Genomic DNA, 24,931 nt, shown 5'->3' with positions numbered 1-24,931 from the left:
TTTTTTATTTAGTCAAAGTATGTGTGCAAGAAATCTTTTACGCGTTTCTTGTATGCGACTGGGTTGACCCAGAAGCTTTCTTCATGACCTGCGCCAGGTACAATCCATAGTTGTTTTGGACCGTTTGATGCAGCGTAGTTTTCATAAGACATGTAGGTAGGAACATAGATGTCGCTATCCCCGTGAATGAATAGGGTAGGCAAATCGTTTTTTCTTAACGCTTCGGTACATGATGCGTTGTGCAAACGATACCCAACCTTGTACCAGTTAATCGCACTAACTAGTGGTTCGATTGGGTAAGGAGGCAAGTGGAACATGTCCTTTAGCAAGTAGTTGAATTCGTCACCAACGTTGGTGTATCCACAATCGGCGATGATTGCTTTTACTTGTTTTGGTAAGTCTTCACCACTTAGCATAGTGACAATTCCGGCTCCCATACTGATACCAAACATTAATATTTCGGCATCTTCGCCGACTTTTTCAAGGACTAGCTTAATCCAACGAAGGTAGTCGATGCGGTCCTTCCATCCATAGCTGACGTACTTACCGTCACTATCACCGTGGGCACGATCGTCTGGAGCTAAGACGTTGAAACCTAATTCATGGTACATCTTAATGAAGTTGGCCATTGTTTCACGATTACAGCCAACCCCGTGAGCCATAATAATTGTCTTCTTGGTTTCTTCCTTGGCAGGAACGTATGACGCAATCATTTTTTCGCCAGTGTCGACTTCGTTTAACACCCATTCTTCCTTTGGAATGGCATGAAACCAATCAACGTAGCGGTAGTATGCGTATGCAAAACGTAATTGGCTAGTTTGTGGGACAGGTTCGTCGTCCTTTCTGCTCATGCCTAATTTAAATAGGTAGTTACTGAATATAAAAGCTCCTGCCCCAACTGCAGTAGACATTACACCTAATGCAGCAGCAGCTTTTTTAAATCCCATAAAAATCACTCCAATGTTATTTATTCTGTAAGATAAATATCCTTTAATTTAGCAATATCTGCGTCGGTTAGACCAATGAATTCGTGTAAGAAGTTATTGATATTACCATATTTTTCCTTAATGGTAGCCATCGCAGCATCGAAGTATGATTCATCAACAGTGTATAAGTCGTTTAGATTTTGACGAAGTTCGTCAGTCATACCGTACTTACTGTATTGATCAATTTTTACTTGAATGAATGGTTTCATTGCTTCTTTTGATAATAGGTAATCTTTTTTAATTGTATCTTCATCAACGCCCAAAGCGAATAAGAAGAATGCAGCTGATAGACCGGTACGGTCTTTTCCTTGCGCGCAGTGGAATAGTACGGCTCCGTCATCAGTATTAGCCAATAAGATCTTAAAAAGGTTCTTAAAGGCATTTTGAGCGGATGGACTAGTTACCATTGATTGGTATGAATTAATCATATTTTGTTTGCCGCGCGAAGCATCGTCCATATATTGCTCAGCATATTGACGTTCAGTCTTGTCGTGACCGCTGTTAAAGACAGGATTAGCGATAAACTTGGTTTTGCTTGGTAATCTATCATAAGCTTTTTGTCTTTCGGTGTCTGACCTTAAGTCGACATCGAAATTAATACCATATTCTTCTAAAAAGGCTAAATCAGAATCAGATAGTTCAGAAAGTTCACCCGAACGCAGGACTTTATTCCATTTTACAAAACGGCCATCTTCTGTTTGGTATCCACCAAGTTCACGGAAGTTATAGCCGTTTTTAATGTCTAATAATCGTTGTTGTGACAAAATTCATACCTCCCATATTAACGCAAATATTATTTATTATATTGTAAAAGAAAATAACCAATAATGAAAGTTAGAAGAAATAATATTTTCATTGTTATGACAAATATTAAATAAATGTTTCGAATGAATTTTTGATTATAGTTTGGGTGATTTTTTGTGTTATGATATTTCGAATTAAAATTATAAAAGGATTAAAGATGATTGTAGTTATAGATGTTCAAAAAGTCTTTTAAAATATAGATTTTTAACGATTTATTAGACACTATGTATTGTTTAATCAATAAATGTTAAATAATTCTTCAAAACGTTTTAAATTTCTTTAAGAAGATGATAATATAATGATTATATAAAATTACCCAAACTGCGCGCATTTTAATGAAATAGCAGCGCAAAACAATATATTTTTTGAAAAAGTTTTAATTAAAGTTTTAAAACCTCGATTGAATTTGAAAGGACCATTACTATGCAATACAACAAGCAACAATTCAACAAAGTAAAAGATAAAAAAGTAATGAAAAAAGTTAAGAAGCAATGGGTGGTAGTATCCGTTGCTACCTTAGCCTTTTTGGGAACCACCGCATACACTATGGGTGGCAACAAGGCCCATGCGGACACAAACCCTAATACTGGAAATGGAACTAGTAGTTCAGGACAAGGAAACACTCAAAGCGCTAGATCTAAATCAAGTTCAAGTGCTTCTTTGACAGCTGCCAGCGGACAAACTTCAAGCAACCAAAGTAGTGGGACAAGTGCGTCTTCATCAACAAGCAATGGAACAGCAAAGTCATCAACTCCGTCTGTTACGGTAGGAACTACTAATGGTCAAGCTCCTAGCTTTAACAACAACGATGATTCAGCTACATACGCTCAACAAATTCAACAAGGTTATCAAGATGCTTTCAATGGTAAGGCTAACAACTCTGGTACTTTAACCGGACAAGCAATTAATTACTACAATGCCGGTTATGCTGCCGCTGCCGCTGTAATGAACGATTACAACCAAAAGACTCAAGGAATTGGTGCCGGTACTCAAGATTACACTTACTATGGAAACACACCTAATAGAAAAGATGATGCTGGAAACGTAAAAAACGCTAGTCTAAGTTCAAATGGAGCTAGTCTAGCAAGCAATACTGCAGCAAATTCCACTACATCTAACAACTCTTCATCAGGTGCTGCGTCAAGTAACGGGAATGGTTACACAGGTGCATCAACTACCAACCCACAAACTGCATTAACGGATGGAACTCCACAAAACTACAACAGTCCAGACTCTCCATACCGTGGTGGTGCGGATACACCATATGCAGCATACACTTCAACCCAAAACTACGAACAACAATTACTATCTAAGTTCTCAAATGTTAATAACGTCAGTGTGCAATCATCCGGTAAGATTGGGGCTTCAATCATTCCTCAAGCTAACGATGCAATTATTCAACAAGCACGCCAACAATACGCTAATTACGCCGGTTTGGCGAAGGCTTTTGATACTGCCACAAATATGACTTTGGCAATGCAAGGTTACAATGATGCCGAATCAGGTAAGTGGGTCGGTATTGCTCCTGGACAAGCAAGCAAAGGAAATCAAGATTTCTACATGAACTCATTCTCAGGAATCAGAAACTCATCTAACCCATATGATCAAGCATACTTGGGTGCCAAAGACTCAATTGCGAACTCATTTGACAGTTCTAACAACTTTAAGGTTAATACTGCGTTTAACCCAGTAAATACCTCTAACCAATACTACAACATGGGTTACAACGATGTTGTTAACCAAGAAACCGCCAAGGGATCTGGTGTGGTCTTTGTTTCTAATGGTGGCCAATTCTTCAATGTTTTGACAGGTCAAACTGGTGCAATGAATGCCGGTGGTGGTAATGTTGCTAACAATGTTATTAAAATTAAGATTGTCGGTGATATTGATTTAACAGCACTTACTGGTACTGGTGGTGAATACGCAAATATTAATGCAACCGGCTCATCTATCACAATTGATGGACAAAACCATATGATGGATTTCCATGACATGGATTACACATTCACTAACAGTAACTTTACTGATTTATATCTTCAAAATTTCCAAGCACTTTATGCTGCCAACTATTATGGTCCATTCCGTGTCGGGGCTAATGATAATATTCATTACTCCAATATTAACTATATTGGTGGACAATTGCTTAGTGCGACCTCACAAAACGTATACTTCTCCGGAAATGTTAACGTTTTAAACCCGGTTAACTACAATAATTTGGCTAATTCAGCATACTATAATTCTCCATTTACCCAAAACGTACTAACAGTCGGTGGTGGGAACCAACAAAACCTTGAAGTGCAAAACTTCGTTCTAGAAAATAATTCTCATTACTTCGGTAATACTTCACCAGTATATGGTGGTAATGCCATTGAATTGTACGGAAATATGACACTTGGACAAAATTCCAAGATGACCCTTGCCAGTCGTGATACTGGTGGACAAGGTGAAAATGGAATTAACAGTTCTAACATGGCAATTTACTTCCGTAGTTCATCAGCCAACTTGAACGTTGCTAAGGATGCGGTCTTAAATATTATTCCATTAGCTTCACAAACTGCTAACCGTCTATCAGGTGGTATCTTCATGAGTGGGGGTAACATCACTATCGATGGTGGTACCATCAACTTCCAAGCATATAACGGTACTGCTGGTTACTATAACCAAGCAATCGATATGCAAGGTTCATCCACAATTAAGGTTATCAACGGTGGATTGGTTAAGGCACTTGAAGCTGGATTGCCACAAACAACTGGGACTTATTACACTTCTGGTGGTCGTCAGGCTACTTTATATGGTTTGATTGCCAACGAAAATAGCAATGGTAATTTCTACGTTGGTAATGGAGGTAACTTGATTGTTGGACTTACCGACCAAAATGGTGGATATGTAACTCCTTACTACGGTAACTTAACTATCAACGGTGTTGGTAGTGATCACGTTATCTTCTACAATAACAACACCACTAATAATACCTTCCAAACAGGTGGTAACCAAAAGGGGATTAATGCATACAACGTCGGAATAAAGGATTCATCCAACCGTATCACTCCTCTTTACTACTTTAACCTTCCATCAGGTAGTGTTAACTACACTGGTGTCGATGGTTCTGGTAACCCAGTCAGTGGAAGTGTAAATACAACACAACTAGAAATTCAAAGTATTCCTGCCGTTCAATTCGTAGGAACTAGTGGGGTTTCTGTTGATAATAACGGAAACACTGTTATTACTTCATACGCTAAATTGACCAACTACAACTCAATTTTAGGGCAAAAACTTTACTACCAAGTTGGATACTCTGGAACTAATCCACAGGGTAATTTCAACAATTTAACAACTTATCCAAACTCATCAACACAAGATTTATATTCAAATGCCGATCCTAACCTATACACAGGAGCAATTAACGTTCCGACCAACTATGCTGGTGAAATTATCCCAGTTACTTTTGTATTACAAAAGAGTGCAACCGGAAACGTTAACCCTCAATTTGTCGGCATGCGTTTTAAGTATGGTTTGACTAGTGTTAACAACATCGTTAACACTAGTCCATCGGCAGGGACTAATAACTACACAATCACAATTGAAGGTTACAACACCGGTAGTAACGGAAAAGTAACTGAAAATGGTGATATGGGAATTACTGCCGGTAGTACAGCTGTTCAACAAAATGGTATCGTTGACGGTTTAACTGATGCTTCACTTGGTAACACCAATGCCAAGAATGCAGAAAGCTTTGCTACCAGAACAAGTACCGACTACACTGGTGCTTACAATGATGCCCAAAGCGGATATGCTGCATTTAATAAGAATTCACCATTATCATTGGATGACTTAAAACAAACTGCAGGATTCAACGCTGCTGTTAACCCGGTTGCCTACATCCAAGGTTACCAAAAGGCCGCTTATGATGCCGGTGTTAGTGACGCCCATTTTGGGATTACTAGTCCTCAATTACAAAATATTCCTGGTTATCAAGATGGTGTAAACCAATATAACCAAGCATATCTAGTTGGACTAGATCCAAGTAAGGCTTCACTTCCACTAGCAACTCTTCAATCACAATACGGACTTGCTTCAACCTACTTAGGCATTCCAGCATCAGCTACAACAACTGGTTTATCTGATGCCCAAGGTGCGCTTTCATTCGTTCAAGATGAAAGAAACGCGATTATTAATAGTACATCTGGTGGATACGGAACTGTTCTATCAAACCCAACGCAAAAGAATGCTTATTTGGATGCGGAAGCAGGTTATTTCAATGCGGTTAAAAACGTATCAAACCCAACAGCTGCTAACCCAAATCCTAATGCAAGTAAAGCCGAACAAGCCGGTTTCCAATACGGACAATCATTGATTAACGGTGCGCTAGCTAAGCAAAGACCAACAGTTACAAACTCATCTGCTGGTATTTACAACTTAGCTGCCGCTCAATCAGCATACGATGCTGTTCAAGCAGCATTGATTCATGCGGTTTCTAACATTTCATCAGAAGCAAGTGCTACAAGTCATGGTGAATTATCTGATGATTCATTTGTAGGGGACAAGACTGTCTACAAGAGTATCAAGTATGGTTACTACAAGGCGGCTCAAGGTCAAACCGACATTAATCTAACATCTCAAACAGAATCAAAACTAGACTTGCTTGAAGAAGTTGGATACATTCTATACGTTCAACCAAAGGCTTACGAACAAGGTGCGCAAACCTTCAACAACAAGCAAGCTAACACAGCTGCTAACAACCCATACAACAACTCAACAATTGGTCAACAATCATTTAACAGTGGTTTCTCAGACGCTCAAACTGCCTTCAATCAAGGTCAATCTGATGGTCTAAACACTGTTAAGAATAGTGCTAACCCACAAAACGTATCTAACCAAGCTGCTACAATTCCAGCTAGTTATCAAAATGATGGAAACCTATCTTCTTCATACAACACCGGATATAAGGGTGCTGTTGATGGATACAAGGATGGGGTGTCATCAACTACTGGATCAAGTGCCAACAACAACTCTACTGGTGCTAATGCCAACTATGAAACTTCATACCAAAATGGTAATGCACAAGGTAGACAACAAGCGGGGGCTAATGACTACGTTAACAACACCGTTAGCCAAACTGTTGCCAATAGTGATACAAACTATGCTACTGGGGTAGATACAGCTGCTAAGGGTCACAAAGATGGTTATACTGCTGCTTCTAACCAACCAGGAAACCAAAGCATTACCACTAACAACCCTGATAAAACCTATGTCACTGGTTTTAACACTGGGGTTAGTGACGAACGTTCTGATGCAACCAAGAGTAGCGATGCCCAAGCATTCGCTCAAGGTGCGCAGGACTACACTAACAACTTACCTAAGTCTGTAAGTGGTCATGATGGATACTACATCGCCTACTACAGTCAAGGTTACGATGCTGCTAGACAAGGTCTATTGGATGCCCGTGATGGTAAAAACCAAAGCCTACCAACATTTACACCTTCAGCTAACAAGGCTGATCCAACATACGTAAACAGTAGTACAATTGTTGCTCAATTCAATACTAGTCTACAAAATGCATACAAGTTGGGTTACAGTTCATTCAACAATGGCAGTACCCAAAATGATGTGACAACTGGATTCAGTGATTCAAATAATGCACTAGCTAATAACCAAGCTGCACTAACTGCTAATGATAGTAGTAAATCTGTGGCTTACAATGTTGCTGCTGACATTTTCAACACTCAACTAGCATCATTGGAAAACACTAAATACAATCACCAACAAAGTACCAGTGGTACTTTGTACACAGACTTGCAAACTTGGTTCGACACCAAAGCACAAGCCGATTACCAAAGTGGTGAAGACATTGCCAAGAAGACAATTGTTGCACCAACTGCGGGTAACACTCAACCACAAATTTCATTTGGATTCCTACAAACTGGTTTCAACGACCTAACTAATGGATACAATGGAACAACTGGAAACACTATTAACACCAAATCTCAAGGTTATGTTGATGGTGTAAAACAACAACAAAACTTAAATACAGGGATTAATACCGCTAAGACATCAGTTCAAAACAACACACCAAGTGATCCAGATCAATTGGATGCATACAATGGTACCAAGGCTGGATACATGGATGTTGCTACTGGTTCAACCACTGGTTCTAAGACAATTACTTCCCAATATGACAAGGTCTTCGTTGATGCATATAACAAGGCTTATTCAGATGGCGCTAGTTTAGCCAACAAAGCATTGCAACAATTGAGCCAAAACCAATCAGCAACTGATGCAACACTAAACGCTGATGGAGCTAAAAACGTTGCTTACACAGCAGCATACAACCAAGTAATGGATGGATACCATTCAGTCCTTGGCATGGCTACTGGATCAACTCCTGCTTCAAACGCTAACTATCAACAAGGTGAAGTAGTTGGTCGTACCTTCATGAATGATTACAACGCTGCCGAAGCCAAGAGTAATCCAAAGGTATCTGACTCAACATCACAAACTTACCATGGTGTTGTTGATGCATTGAACAATGCTTCTGCAAACGGGACTATTCAACCAATTACAAGTAGTTCAAATGGAACACTTTACATTGACGGGTACAACCGTGCCGTGGCAGATATCAACAAGGCTTCTGCAGATGCTGTCAGAGACTTCGATAATGGGGTTCAACCAAACCCAGGTCAAGAATCTACAGCAGCCATTCAAGCTGGTTACACTCAAGCTTACCAAGCATTAACTACTGGATTTAAGCAAGGATTGAGTAATCCAAATTCATCTGCTCCAGCTAACACCAATGCTGCCGCTGGTTTTGCAAACGGTAAAGCAACAGCTAAGGGATATGCTGATGCCATTAAGGACTTTAACAATGGTAGTAATAACCCTAATGCCAACACTGAACCAGGATACGCAGACACTATGAATGCGTTGCTTGATGCACAAAAGAAACAACGTAATAACGCCAATACAACCACTGTTTATGGATTAGCTTACTCACAAGCTTTAGGTGCCAACGATGGTTTGACTGCCGTTAAGAACAATTCTTCAACTAGCGACATCCCAACCAACGTTCCAAGTACCGTTAACCCATTCGCATACCAAGATGGTTACCAAGGATCAGTTGATGGTTACAAGGATGGTTCGGCATCTACTGAAGGAACATCTACCAACAATAGTGCTGCTCAAGCTAACAACCCAATTTACCAAAATGCTTACAACCAAGGTAATACAGCTGGTCGTCTTCAAGCAGGTGCCAATGACTACACCAACGGTACTGTGAGCCAAACTGAACAACAAAAAGATAGTAACTACGCAACTGGGGTTTCTATTGCTGAAAACGGTTATCAAGATGGTGCTAGTGGTGTCACTAAGCAAGGTCAAGATAAACCATATACAACAGGTAATACTCAAGGTATCCAATCTGCCGATGGGGTAAAACAAGCTCAAGCACTAAATAGTACAGATAATGGACTATCAGGTGACTCTAAGAGTGCTTACTACGGGGTTAAGGATGCTTACGCATATGTTGCTAATCCAAATGTTCCAAGCACTCAATTACCTTCATACGGCGTAAGTGGAATTAATACCCAATCAAATGCCTACCAAGCTGCTTTTGCTACCGCCAAGGCCAAGGCATTAACTGATGAAGCTCAAGGGGTTGCTACATTCCAAGCTAGCCAACAAAATAATTACGACACCACTTCAGCCAACGCAACTGTTGACACTAAGGCAATGAGCAACGGTTACAACCAAGCTCAAAAAGGTTACAATGCATCAACCACAAATACGTTCGATACTACCAACAATAGTGCATCATACAAAGCTGGTAACACCATGTTCAACGATATTGTTGCTGGTATTAACGATGCCAAGGCTAACCCAACTCTAGGTGCTAACTACACTGGTTCAGCAGTAAGAGTTGCTGCCTACGATGGTACTGCCGGAGCCTTTAATGATGTTTTGAAGAACACACCAAATGCTTCTGCAACACCACTAAGTCGTGATGCTAACCAATCTAAGGCATACGTTGATGCATATAACAGATCAAGAGATATCGCAATTCAAGATGGTGCTAATGGTGCTTTGGCATACGTTAGAGGACAAAACCCAGCTACTGGTAGCGATGCCGATTCACAAGCGTTTAACTATGGATACGGTCGTGCTCAAAGTGGATTTAGCGAGTCTAAGAACATTGGATCAGCTCAAGCATCCGATTCTGCATACATGACTGGTTACAATGCATATCAATCTGAAAGTGCGGCTAATAATGATGCCCAAAGTGGTAACAGAAATAGTTACACTTCAGCTGTTGATAAGAATTCATACAATGATGCTTACAATGCCTTCAACGATGCTTACACTGATTTAAGTAAAAATCCAGACAATCCTAACAACCCTAATATGACTGGAAAATCACCAGCTTATGCTGATGCTTATATAGTTGCGAAATCATACCTACAAGGCCAATACCAACAAGGGGTATCACAATTCGCTTCTGGATATAGTTCTGGTACTGGATACACAGCGGTTGGTTCAACTGCCCAAGCTATTCAAATGTTGAAGAAAGGTTACACTGACGCATTACAAGGTTATAAAGATGCTTTAAGTGGTGAACAAGCCGCAACCACCATTACAACTACTGGTGCACAATCAGGTTTCCAAGAAGGTCAACAACTACTAGGTGCGGTTAATGATGTCGCCAACAATGGTAAATTAACCAATACTAGTGGGGACCCAATCTACAGTCTTGCCTTTACTGCTGCTAGAAAAGCTAAGGATGCTGTCGATGCTAATCCAGATGTATCTAATGTGGTTCCAGCTTCAAATCCAAATGCTTCAAATAGTGTTTACGCATCTGCATACACCAACGCGGTTAATGCAATGCAAGCTAACTACCAAAATGGTGCTCAACAATACCTAAGCAGTCAAGCTGAACCTGCTAACCCAACTACTGAATACGACATGGGTTACAAGGATGCTAAACAAAGTTTCGAAGACGCAATCGTTCGTGGTCAATCTTCATCAACCAAGAAGACTAATGAAGCTATCAATGCTTTTAACGAAGGTCAAAAGGCATTACAAGGTTACAACGATGCCGTTTCAACTGGTCAAATGAACTACCCAGATGGAACTGATCAAAACCAAATTGATGCTAACAATGGTGCATCTCAAGCACTTACTGACATTAGTAACGGTCTTGCTAACAACGATTCTGCTTACACTTCAAGCAGTAATGCATTCAAGTTGGCTTACGCTAAGGTAAAACAGGCAGCACAAACTGCTTACGACAAGGGTGCTAGTGGCTATGTCAATGGTGACAACAACACTACTGCTACTGATCCAATCTCAAAGGTTCAAAGTGCAGGTTATGCTGCTGCTAAACAAGGTCATGATTTACAACAAGCTGGTCAAACCTTAACTGAGGCGCAAAAGAATAACTCAGCTCTAAATACTGGTTTCAATGATTCTAAGTCAGGAAACGAAGGACTAGCAGCTGCTGGTAGCAATACCACTCCAAACATGACTAGCTGGACTCAACCACAAAAAGATGGTTACAAAGGTACTGTCGATGCCTACGCTAACGGTCAATCAGACGGTCAAATGCCTGATTTAACTGGTAAGAGTCAAGCATACAAGGATGCATACACTACTTCATACAACGATGCTAAGCAAAAGGCTACCCAAGGGGCTAATGCTGCATTGACTGGTCAACCAGTGGATCAAACTGGCTGGACTCAAAAGCAAAAGGATGCATACGCAACTGGTGCTACTAACGCTAACAATGCGTACAAGCAAAACCAAGACAACGTCAATGCAACCAACCCATACTCTGCAGGTAGTGATGGTTCAGAATCATTCGATGGAGCCAAAGCTGGTTTCGCTGATGGTACTAATGGTGGACAAACTTCACTAGACGGTAAGTCAGACGTATTCAAGGCGGCCTACAACAAGGCTCAACAAGAAGCTAAACAAAATGCTCAAGCCGGTATCGATGAATTTACTGCTAACAAGAGTAATACTGCTAGTTCAACCGCAACCGACGCTAAGAACGTAGCCCACAATGATGGTTACACTCAAGCTCAAGCCGGATACAACGGTCAAACTGGTCCTGGTATTAATACCAACGATCCAGCATACAAGGCAGGTCAACAATTACGCAGTGATGAAAACACTGGTGTTTCAGCAGCTCAACAAGCAACTGGTAGCGATGACAAGTCATTCACTCCAGCTAACGCTTCTCAAAAGGCTGCTTACGATGCCGCTTTAGCTGGTATCACAGCTGGTGCTAATAACAACAATAACGGTCAAAGTGTTCCTGAAGGCGACTCTGCTCAGGCCAAGGCTTACACCGATGCATACAACCAAGCTCATGCACTAGGTATGCAAAAGGCTGCTGATGGTGCGAACGCATTTAACGCAGGTCAATCAGACACTTCTGATAAGAGTTTGGCTGGCCAAGCTCAAAGCCAAGGGTACAAGGATGCTCAAAGTGGTCACGATGCCGCTGTTAAGAACCAAGCACCAACTGAAGCAGAAAAGAACAATCCATCATTCATGGCTGGATACAATGCGGCTGAATCTGCTCGTACAGGTCTATCTGACATTGAAAAGGGTGCTACAACTCCAACTAGCCATGTTGATGACAATGCATACAAGCAAGCTCAACAAGCTTACAAGGATGCAAGCGATTCAATTGTTGCTAACCCAGACAACCCAGCACCAACTACTAATACTTCACCTGCATATCAAGAAATCTACAAGCAAGCTCAAGCTGACTTGAAGAACAATTACGATGCAGGTAAGCAACAATTCATGGATGCTCAATCAAGTGCTAACACTAGTGGCGCTTCATCTGACCAAGGTAAGGGTAGAATTAGCCAAGGTTACGCTGATGCTCAAGCTGGTTTCAATGCTGCGATTAATGGTCAAACCATTACTAATCCAAACGATGCGCAAAAAGCAGGGATGGACGCTGCTAAGACAGTCACTGATACTGTTAAGGCTTCAGTGGATGGTTCATACAAGAATAGTAATGACCCAGTGGCTCAAGCTGCGAACAGTGCAACTCAATCAGCACACAATGATTTACTAAGCAACCCAGATCATGCTGATGTATCAACTGATCCAAGTATCGCTAATAACCCTGTTAAGGCTGCTGCGTACAAGCAAGCTCAAGAACAATACAAGGCTAACTACGATGCCGGAACTAATGCATACTTGAATAACACTACCGAACCTAGTGATGACCTAGGTAAGAAGGGTTACCAAGAAGCAAACGATGGCTTCACTGCTGGTTTCAGTGGTCAAACATCAATTGCTAACCAACACAGTGCAGCCCAAAGCGGATTATCCGCCGGTGAACAAGCACTTGCTGGTTACAACAATGCATTATCTCTAAAGGATGAAAATGCGAACGCACCACAAGTCGAAAAAGACGGTAACAACGGTGCAAAACAAGCATTTGCTGATGCTAAGAACAATACTTCAATGAGTGCAAGCGACCTAGCCAAGGAACCGGTAGCCTTCCAAGCTGCCTACAACAAGGCCAAAGAAATTGCACAACAAGCAATCACAGCTGGTGCAACTGCATTTGCTAGTGGTCAGGTTCGTCCGACGGTTACCGATGCCATCACAGATGCACAAGCCAAGGCATACGATGATGCTCGTTCCGGATACGATGCAGCCAAGACTGGTGCAACGTTGACTGAAGCAGAAAAGAACAACCCATCATTCATGGCTGGGGTTAAGGCATATCAAGATGCTCAAAATGGTCGTACTTTATTTAATGAAGGAAAATCATTACCAGGTGATGCAACCACAGCTGAAAAGCTAGCTTACAACGCTACTAAAGACGCTTATACAGCTGGTGCAAGTGATCAACCACAAAGAAGTGATTTGAATCAACAACCTGGTATTTACCAAGACGAATATTCAGATTCATACGCTGATGCACAACAAAAGGCTCAAGCGGGTGCTAGCGAAGCATTTGGTAACTCAGCTTCTAAGGTAGATCAAAGCACTTGGACTCAAGCTCAAAAGGATGCTTACAACACTGGTAAGGCGAATGCCGAAGCTGGTTTCGATAAAACTAAGCAAGACGTTACCGCTCAAAACAACTACCCAACTGGTAGTAACTCCGGTGAAGCATTTGATGGTGCTAAGGCTGGTTTCTCAGACGGTAAGTCTGGTGCAACCACTGACCTAACTAACAAGACTCAAACATTTATCAACGCATACAATGCTGCTAAGCAAGAAGCACAACAAGCTGCCAAAGATGGTGCTGATCAATTCAACGCTCAACAAGGTGACTCTGCTGATGCTAATGCCAAGGATGCGCTAAGTGTTGCTCACGTTAATGGTTACACCCAAGCTCAAAACGGTTACAACGCTCAAAACAATAACACTGTTGATAATGGTAACAAGGACACCTCTTACCAATCAGGTGTTCAAACTGCCAAGGACGTTGCAAAAGGTTCTGCCGACGCCTTAACTGATCCAAGTAAGAAGAATTCATACAACTCTGGTTCAGCTGCTCAAGACGCTGCCTACAAGGCGACCATTAATGGTTACCTAGACGGTAGTGACGGCAATAACGATAACGCAACAACCACTGATCCAACTCAAGCTAAGGCATACAACGATGCTTACCAAGCTGCTAAGCAAAAGGGTGAAGAAGCTGCAACCACAGGAGCTAGCTCATACATTGCTGGTAGTGCTAAACCAACTGGTAGTTCAGCCGAAAGTCTTGCTCAACGAAAGGGTTACCAAGATGCAACAGATGGATACAATGCTGCAACCAATAAGGATGCAACAGTTCCAACTAACGCAACTGACGCCTACAAGACTGGTTTCAATGCCAACAAATCTGGTCAAGCCGGAATTAATGACATCGAAAATGGCACAACTACTGCAAACGTTGTCGATCCTGCTTCATACAACAAGGCTCAAAAGGCTTACGATGATGCTTCTAAGGCAATCAGTGCCAACCCAGATTCACCAGCAACTGCTAGTGATAGTTCACCGGTATACCAAACTGCTTATGCAAAGGCAGTCAACGACTTGAAGCAAAACTATCAAGATGGTACTAACCAATTCGTGAACGGTAGTAACTCTGCTGATACTTCTGGTGCTAAATCAACTCAAGCTAAGACCCAAATTGAACAAGGTTACGCTGATGTTCAACGTGGTTTTAACGACAAGATTGACGGAACTACAACTAACAATGCTAATGACACTACCCAAAAGGGTGCTGACATGGCACAAAAGGTTATCGATTCCGTAAACGGGGTCGCAACCGACAACGTCTCAAGTAGCAATGATCCAATTGTTCAAACTGCCAACAGTGCAGCTGGACAAACAAAACAAGATTTACAAAACAACCCAGACCATTCAACTACTTCAGACGATGCAAGCATTCAAAACAACCCAATCAAGGCGGCTGCTTACAAGGTTGCTGTTAACCAAATGCATCAACAATACGCAGATGGTTCAAGCGACTACTTGAACAACCAAACTAAGCCAAGCACTGATTTAGGTAAGCAAGGTTACGACGATGCCCAAGCTGGATTTGCTGCTGGTTTCAATGGTACTAGCGTTCCTAACGAACACAGTGCTACTAAGGCTGGTCAAACAGCTGGACAATCTGCATTGGCTGGTTACCAAGATGCATTATCAAACAAGAAGGACACTTCAGGCGATGCAATGCAACAACAAGCCAACGCTGCAGCCCTTCAAGCATTTGATGACGCCAAGAACCTAAAGACAACTGACATCTCCAAAGAACCGGTTGTTTCATATCAATTGGCATACCAAAAAGCACAACAGGACGCTGCTGTTGCAACTACTAGTGGTGCGACAGCATTTGCTAATGGTGAAACTAGACCAACTGGTGACGATGCACTAAGTCAAGTTAAGCAAGCTGCTTACGACTACGCTAAGTCAGGTTATGAAGCTGCTAGAGACGGTAAGATTACCGATGATGATAAGAAGAACCCATCATTTATGGCTGGGGTTGATGCATACAACCAATCAACTAAGGGACACGATGCATACGTAAATGGTGAACAATTACCAGGAGATGCTAGTGCTGCCGAAAAGGCTGGTTACACTGCTGCCCAAGATGCTTACTCAAGTGGTAAGAATGACAGTGCTAAGCCAAGTGATCTAGGAAGCAAACCAGAAGCATACCAAGACGTTTACAACAATGCCTATGCCGATGCCAAAGCAAAGGCAACTATCGGTGCTTCCGAAGCATTCAACAACACTACGCCAGTTAGCCAAGATGGTTGGACTCAAGCTCAAAAGACTGCATATGCAGCCGGTAAGCAAAATGCAATAGCTGCTTACAACGACACTAAGTCTGACAACACCAAGACTAATCCAAATTCTTCCGGTACAGATGCCGCTCAAGCATTTGATGGAGCAAAGGCTGGTTTCGCTGCTGGATCAACAGGAATTACTCCTGATCTATCAGGCAAGTCCAACACATTCCTAAATGCCTTCAACAAGGCGAAGGATGAAGCTAGTGCTGCTGCTAATGATGGTCTTAAGGAATACGAAGCCGGTAACAGTGATTCTGCTACTGCTTCAAACGATTCATTAAACCAAGCTCACAAGGCTGGTTATCAAGCTGTATCGGATGGTTACCAAGCTCAAAAAGCTGGAAACGCTGATAACAACAACCAAAACGTGAACTACCAAGCTGGTATCAACCTAGCTAAGCAATTAGCAAACGGTACTAACGATGCCACAACTAACCCGGACAACAACGGTAATGAATACAAGAGTACTCCTGCTCAAGAAGCTGCATACCAAGCAACATTGAATGGTTACAAGGATGGTGCTAACGGCAAATCTGATAACCAAACACCAACTGATGCAAGTCAATCAGTGGTTTACAACGATGCTTATGCTGCTGCTAAGCAACAAGCTCAAAGGGATGCTGCAACCGGTGCTAGCGACTTTAACAAGGGACTAGATAAACCATACGGAACAGATTCTCATTCAATTGCTCAAGCTAAGGGTTACCAAGATGCTAGTGATGGATATCAATTAGCTAAGAACAATAACGTGGCTTCATTGCCAAGTGGTGCGACAGACGCTTATGTATCTGGATACAATGCATACAAGTCAAGTCAAGCTGGTCTAAACGATGTTGAAAACAACACCACTACCGACCATGTCGACAACGACGCATATGCTAAGGCTCAAAAGGCTTACACAGATGCAAGTAATGCAATCGACGCTAACCCTGACAAGCCACAAACATCTCAATACAAGGATCCTGCCTACGTTGATGCTTACAACAAGGCTGTATCTGATTTACAAACTAACTACCAAACTGGTCAACAACAATTTGATAGTGGTAAGAACGTTGCGGATACTACTGGTGTAACTTCACAACAAGCTAAGGATCGTTTGGCTCAAGGTTACAATGATACCAAGACCGGTTTCGATTCAATTGTTAACAACACACCAATTAGTAATCCAAACGCTGCTCAAAAAGATGGTATTAAGTCTGCTAAGACTGTCCAAGATGCCGTTAGTGGAATCGTAAACAGTAACACTGACAGCAATAACCAAGACCCTGTCTACACTAGTGCTACGCAAGCAGCACAACAAGCTAAGACTGACTTGGTTGATAATCCTGGTCACAGTACCAACTCTGATGACCCAACAATTCAAAACAATCCAATTAAGAAGGCTGCATACAAGCAAGCCATCCAAGCAATGCAAGTTCAATACAATGAAGGTGCAAATGCGTTTGTATCTAACCAACCAGAACCAAGCGATAAGCTAGGTCAAGACGGTTATCAAGATGCTCAACAAGGATTTAACACTGGGTTTGCTGGTACTAAGGTCTCAGATAACGCTGATAGTGGAATTCAAACCGGTAACAAGTATGGTCTATCAGCATTGAACGGTTACCAAGATGCCTACAACGGTGTTACAAACAGTAATACTGGCGATACTCCAAGAGATGACGCTAACAAGGCTGCTCTACAAGCTTTCGATGATGCCAAGACTGGTAATGTTACCGATCTTTCAGATAAGTCATTGGCTTACCAAACTGCATACAAGAAGGCTCAAGGGGATGCCAAACAAGCACTTATCCAAGGGGCTCAAACATTTGCTGATGGAAACGCTAGTCCAGCAGTAACCAACGCACCAAGTGGTGTTGCTGCTAAGGCTTATGCCGATGCAGTAGCTGGTTACAAGGCTGCGGCTGCTGGTGGTAACTACTCCGATGAACAAAAGGCTAACCCACAATTCATGGTTGGGGTTAACGCCTACAACGACATGGTTTCAGGTCGTAAATTGTTCACCAGTGGTGGTCAACTAACTGGTAATGAATCAGCATCTGAAAAGGCGGGCTACCTTGCTGCTCAAGCTGCGTTTTCTGCTGGTAAGAACGATGAACCAAAGGACTCTACTTTGGCTAACAAGTCAGTTCAATATCAAGACGCTTACAACAACGCTTACGATAACGCTAAACAAATTGCTACAAGTGGTGCCAACGATGCATACGCAACTAATCCAACAACAGATACTTCAAAACTATCTTCAACTGAATTAGATGCATACAATGCAGGTAAGCAAAATGCGCAAACTGCATACAATGCAATCAAGGGTGACACTACAATTGCTAACAACAACATTGTCGACAGTGATGCTTACAACTCATTTGAAGGTGCCAAGGCTGGTTTTGCTGCCGGTAAGACCGGTAACGATACATCATTGGATGGCAAGTCAACTGCTTACATCAACGCATACAAGAGTGCTAAGAACGAAGCTGCTCAAGCAGCTGCAGCAGGACTTGCAGAATTCGATGCAGGCAAACCTGATACAGCTACAAATTCAAATGATGCACTAAACGTTGCTCACAAGAACGCGTTTGATCAAGCAACTGCTGGATACAATGCTCAGGTTAATGGTCAAATTAACCAAAACAATAACGACAAGTCTTACCTAGCCGGTGTTCAAACTGCAAACGACATGCAAACTGGATACAACGACGCTAAGACTAATCCATCTCGTTCCGTATACAATGGTACTGCCGCTCAAGTGGCTGCATACCATGCCACTGTAAATGGTTTCCATGATGGAAGTTATGGTACTAACAATTCAACACCAACTGATTCAACTCAAGCCAAGGCTTACGCTGATGCATACACCAAGGCATTGAGTGATGGTCAAGCTGCTGCATTAGCTGGTGCAACTACTTACAACAGTGGAAGTGCTAAGACTGATGACAACAGTGCGACTGGTCTAGCTGCTCAAAAGGGTTACGACGATGCTAAACAAGGTCATGATGACGCGATTAACAACGTTGAAGCGCCAAGCAACCCAAGTGCCGCATATCAATCAGGTGCTCAAGCTGTAGCAGACGGTAAGAGCGGTGCTAATGACTTTAACGGTCAAAAAGACGCCAATGCTAACTACACATCTGCTAACACAAACGTGCAAACTGGTCATGACGGTGCTAAGGATGGTTACCTAGACGCAATTAAGGGCAACACCAAGAAGAGTTTTGACAATAGTTCTAACAAGACCCAAGCTTACCAAGACCAATACAGTGCCGAATACGACAAGGCATTGGCCAAGGCATCACTTGGTGCACAAAACCAATTCACTAACAATAACCAAGACATGACTAACTGGACTCAAGCTGATAAGAATGCTTACCAAGCAGGTCAAGCTAGTGCATCACAAGGTTACAATGAAGCACGTCAAAACCCAGATGACACCACCCACACTGGTAACACTAATGTGGATGAAAGTTTCAAGGGTGCGGCTGCCGCATTTAACGATGTGAAGAATGGTGAAGAAGGTCAAAACGGTACTTCTGATGCTAGTCCTGTCTACCAAGACGCTTACCAAGTTGCTTTGAATGCTGCTAAACAAGTGGCTAACAATGGGGCAACTAGTTTTGGTAACAGCCAAGACCTAGCAACTCAAATTGCTAAACTAGGTAACAACCAAGCTGACAAGAACGCCTTCACCAAGGGTTACAATGATGCTCAATCAGCATACGCTCAAGCTCAACAAACTCCAGGTCAAACTAGTCCATATGCAAATGGAACTAACAGTAACTTGGTATTCCAAGCTGCTCAAAACGCATTTAGCGATGTGAAGAACGGTGAAGCGGGTGCTCATGCTAACAAGAGTTCTGATCCTGCTTACGTTGCTGCTTACCAACGTGCTTTAAACGAAGCTCAACCGGTAGCAACCAACGGGGCTAGTGGATTCAGTAATGGCGTTAACCTACAACAACAACTTGAATCATTTGGTAACAACCAAGCCCAAAAGGACGCTTACACCAAGGGTTACAACGATGCCCAAGCAGCATATGGCCAAGCATTGCAAAATGCTAACGATAACGCCGACCACAACACATCATCAAATGGTGATGAAACTTATCGTGGTGCAGCTGCTGCATTGTTAGATGTTAAGAACGGAACTGCTGGTCAACATGCCAACGCAGAACAATCAGCACCATATCAAGCGGCATACGCTAAAGCATTGGCTCAAGCCCAAGCTCAATCCAATGCCGGTGCCACTGCATTTGGTAACAAGACCGACCTTAACAGCGCACTTGGTCAATTTGGTAACAACCAAGCATTAAGCGATGCCTTTACTAAGGGTTACAACGATGCGACTGCTGGATACAGCGATGCCCAAAAGGATGCTAATATGAGTTCAACTCATAGCACTAATGGTGATAAGGATGAGGTTTACCGTGGAGCTGCCGACGCATTTAACGCGGTATCTCGTGGTGACAACCCAACTCCAGACGCATCACAAACTAATGCAGCATACCTTGCATCATTCAGCCGTGCGAAGGATCAAGCACTACAAATTGCTAAAGATGCTGCAGTTGGTTTCAACAAGGGAACTGCTCAACAAGACTTGCTAAATGCACAAGGCGACAACAAGGCATTACAAAATGCGGTCAGTCGTGGATACACAGATGCACAATTGGCATACAGTCAAGCTGAAGCACAACCTGATACAACTACTCATCAAACTGATAGTAATGCTGACAAGACATTCCATGGTGCTTCATTAGCATTCAACGATGTTAAGAACGGTACCGATGGAAACAGTCGTCCAGCTGACAGTGATGCAGTCTCTCAAAGTGCTTACGACAAGGCATTGAGTTACGCTCAAGGTGTTGCTAAGAACGGTAGTGACGCGTTCATCAAGGGTGCTACTCTTGATAACACTGTTAACGGTGCTGGTACTAACCAAGCGGACAAGGATGCAATCACTAAGGGTTACAATGATGCTCAAACTGCTTACGCAGAAGCTCAACAAAACCCAAGTGAAAACAACCCATATGCTGCTAACACTAACAGCAACCTAGTCTTTGCAGCCGTTACAAACGCAATTGCCGACGTTAAGTCTAACAAAGTTGGTGCTCAAGCTAATGCTTCAACCGACAAGGTATATGTAGATGCATATCAACGTGCATTGAACGAAGCACAACCTCAAGCAACCAATGGTGCAACTGGATTCGGTCAAGGTGTTAACCTTGCAGATGAACTTGCTAAGTTTGGTAACAACCAAGTTCAAAAGGATGCTTACACTAGAGGTTACAGTGATGCCCAAACTGCATACGCTCAAGCACTTCAAAATGCTAATGACGGTGCAGACCACAACACATCATCCAATGGTGATGAAGTCTACCGTGGTGCAGCTGCAGCATTGCAAGATGTTAAGAATGGTCATGCTGGTCAAAATGCCAACGCAGAACAATCAGCACCATTTAGAGCAGCTTACGCTAAGGCATTACAAGAAGCTCAAGTACAAGCTAACGCTGGTGCTACCGCGTTCGGTAACAGTGCCGACCTTAACAGCTCACTAAGTCAATTTGGTAATAACCAAGCATTGAAGGATGTCTTCACTACTGGTTACACCGATGCCAACAACGGTTTCAATGCCGCTCAAAAGGATGCAACTAAGACTTCCGATCATAAGACATCAAGCAACGAAGACGTGGCATACGTCGGAGCTGCAGACGCATTCAACGCTGTCGCCAAAGATAGGGATGCTACTCCAGATGCATCACAAACTAACCCAGCATACATCTCAGCATTTAACCGTGCGAAAGCATTGGCTAACCAACTTGCCCAAAGTGGTGCGGTTGGCTTTAACCAAGGTCAATCACAAGCTGACTTGCTTGCTACACAAGGTGACAACACCACTCTTAAGAATGAAATCAGTCGTGGTTACACTGATGCTCAAACCGCATACGGTGAAGCCAAGAGCAAGCCTGACACAGAAAGCAGACAAACTGATACTAATGCTGATCAAACATTCCATGGTTCATCACTTGCATTTAACGATGTTAAGTTAGGTCAACTTGGTAGCAGTCGTCCATCCGACACTGATGTCGTAGCACAAAGTGCTTACGATAAGGCTTTAGCTGAAGCAATTGAAACTCTAAGAACTGGTATCACAGGTTACCTAAGTGATAGTCAATTGAGTGACCTATTGGACCATGTTGGTGACAACCAAGCTGATAGGGATGCAATTACTAAGGGTTACCAAGATGCTCAAAAGGCATACGCCCAAGCTCAACAAAGCCCTGATCAAAACAGTCCATACACTGCAAACAGTAACAATGACCTAGTATTTAAGGCTGTTGTGAATGCAATCAATGACGTTAAGAGTGGAACAGATGGAGCGCAAGCTAAGGCTTCAGATGATATCGTCTACATCGACGCATATCAAAAGGCCCTACAAGCTGCCCAACCTGAAACTACTAACGGTGCGACTGGATTTGGTAATGATGTCAACTTGAATAATCAATTGGCAACATTCGGAGATAACCAATCTCAACGTGCTGCATACTCTAAGGGTTACAGCGATGCCCAAAATGGTTACAGTCTTGCATTGCAAAATGCTAACGATGGTGTCAACCATACTACTAACTCTAATGAAGACAGTGTCTACCGTGGAGCCGCTGCTGCACTTAACGACATTAAGAATGGAAATCCAGGTCAATATGCAAATGCTGAACAGGGTGCTCCATACAGAGCTGCTTACGCCAAGGCATTGGCTTACGCAAGTCAAGTTGCTAAGACTGCCAGTGTCACTTACCTACAAAATGGTTCATTGAACGATTCATTAGGTCAATTTGGTGGTAACCAATCTGTTAAGGATGTCTTCACCAAGGGTTACAATGATGCCAAGGTTGGTATTGAATTAGTACAATTAGGTACTGATCAATTAGCTAACCATACCAACAACACTAATGTGGATAACACTTACCGTGGTTCTGTATTGGCATTGATTGATATTAATTCAAACCGTCCAAACAACCATCTAAGTGATAGTACTGATCCAGTATTCATTGCCGCTTACCAACGTGAAGCACAAATTGCTACACAAGCAGCAAACAATGGTGCAAAGGCATACACTGAAGGATTAAGCGAAGCTGCTGCAGTTACTAAATACTCAGCAACACCTGAAGATGCCGCTGCTATCAAGATGGGTTACGAACAATCACAATCTGGTTACAACGACGGTAACAAGGCTAATGCACAATCCAAGTCAGATAATCCATATTACCAAGTTGGTTTCACTTATGCTGATTCTGCTTACAAGGGTTACCAAGATGCTCAAAGTAATGGTAAGCAAACTCCAACTGGCAACGTTGCTACTGATGATGCATATCAAGCAACAATTGCCGCCAGTGCCGATGCCAACAAGGGAGTTAAGCAAGATGTTAGCGGTAAGTCATTGGCTTACCAAGCAACTTACCAACGTGCTTACGATTACTTCTTGGCTAAGAAGAAAGCCGCACAAGAAAGCGACTTCTCTAAGGTTTCTAAGAAGTACTACAAGAAGAATTACAAGTTGTACAGAGTTATTAACAAACACGGTGCTCGCGTATACAGCAGCACTAAGTTTACTAAGCACAACTGGGTAATCACCTTGAAGAAGGGTGACCTATTCAAGGCTACTAAGATTGTTAAGTACTACGGAACTACAAGATTCTACATTGGTCACGGTGAATTTATCACTGGTAACAAGGATTACGTAGTTGCAACCAAACTAGCCAAGGCAGATAAGAAGGTTACTAAGAAGGCTAAGAAGACAACCAAGAAGAAGGTTGTTAAGAAGGTCACTCCAGTAGTCAAGACAAAACCAGCTAAGAAGAAGGTAGTCAAGAAGACTGAAAAGACCAAGAAGCCAACAGTAATTAAGAGTCATAAGACTAAGGCAAAACCAACAACAATTAAGCAAAATCATAAGAAGGTTGTTTCAAACACTACCAAGAAGGTAGTAACTCCAGTTGTTAAGAAGCCACAAACTATTAACAACCCAGGTTACTCTGTAACAATCACTCCAAAGAAGGAAAGTCGTTATTACAGAAAGAACTACACTACCTTTAGACTTCAAAAGAATGCTTTGATTCATACAAGCAAGAACTTTACTGATCGCAACTGGGTATCAACACTACGTCGTGGCGATATCATCAGAGTTGAAAAGGTTGTTAAGTTCCATGGAATCACCAGATTCTACATTGGAGATGGTCGTTACGTAACAAGTAACAAGTCATTTGTGATTGATGAAAAGACTTACGAACAACGTAAGGCAACTCAAGATGCTAAGAAGTACAAGGCATCACACACATCACTTCCAAAGAGCTTGTCAGATCATAGCGATGCTTATGTCGACGCTTACTTGAAGGAATTCTACCGTGGCAGCAATGCTAAGGTAACATTCCGCCGTAAGAATACTGATACCACTTCTAAGACTGATGTTAAAACTAGTCGTTACTATCGTAAGAATTATGAGAAGTTCAGAGTGATAGCTAAGAATGGTGTTAGAATTCACACCGATTTGAAATTTACAGATCAGAACTGGACTGTAAAACTCCAAAGCGGAAATGTATTTAAAGTTCAAAAAGTAGTTAAATATTACGGAATTACTAGACTTTATGTTGGTAAAAACGAATATATAACAGCAAATACAGCGTTTGTCCAAAAGGATAACTACTAAAGATGAAATTAAATAATCGGCGAAAAAAGCCACTCATCATCATGATGGGTGGCTTTTTTGCTACTTTTTTATTACAAATATTAAGAAAGTATAAAGAAAATATTAAGGATTAACTTCTATAATTAAAACCATTT

At 42.1% G+C, this 24,931-nt stretch carries 3 protein-coding genes; 1 reads left to right on the top strand and 2 read right to left on the bottom strand.

The window, feature by feature from the left end:
* Positions 1-8: 8 nt before the first annotated feature.
* A complete protein-coding gene (locus K5Q07_RS04785) occupies positions 9-947 on the bottom strand; it encodes an alpha/beta hydrolase (protein ID WP_220729954.1) in 939 nt (312 codons plus the stop codon).
* 20 nt (positions 948-967) lie between these two features.
* The gene (locus tag K5Q07_RS04780; RefSeq protein ID WP_220729953.1) at positions 968-1,750 is read right to left on the bottom strand and encodes a tyrosine-protein phosphatase; all 783 of its coding nucleotides are present in this window, start codon (positions 1,748-1,750) and stop codon (positions 968-970) included.
* A 463-nt stretch (positions 1,751-2,213) separates the two neighbouring features.
* On the opposite strand from K5Q07_RS04780, the gene K5Q07_RS04775 reads away from it, so the two are divergent.
* Positions 2,214-24,797 (top strand): DUF5776 domain-containing protein, encoded by a 22,584-nt coding sequence (locus K5Q07_RS04775; RefSeq protein WP_220729952.1) that lies wholly within the window; start codon positions 2,214-2,216, stop codon positions 24,795-24,797.
* Positions 24,798-24,931: the final 134 nt, after the last annotated feature.

The organism is Apilactobacillus zhangqiuensis, assembly GCF_019656215.1.
GTDB lineage: Bacteria > Bacillota > Bacilli > Lactobacillales > Lactobacillaceae > Apilactobacillus > Apilactobacillus zhangqiuensis.
Note: the sequence above shows the minus strand (reverse complement) of the source record. Positions and strands in the feature narration are given on the sequence as shown.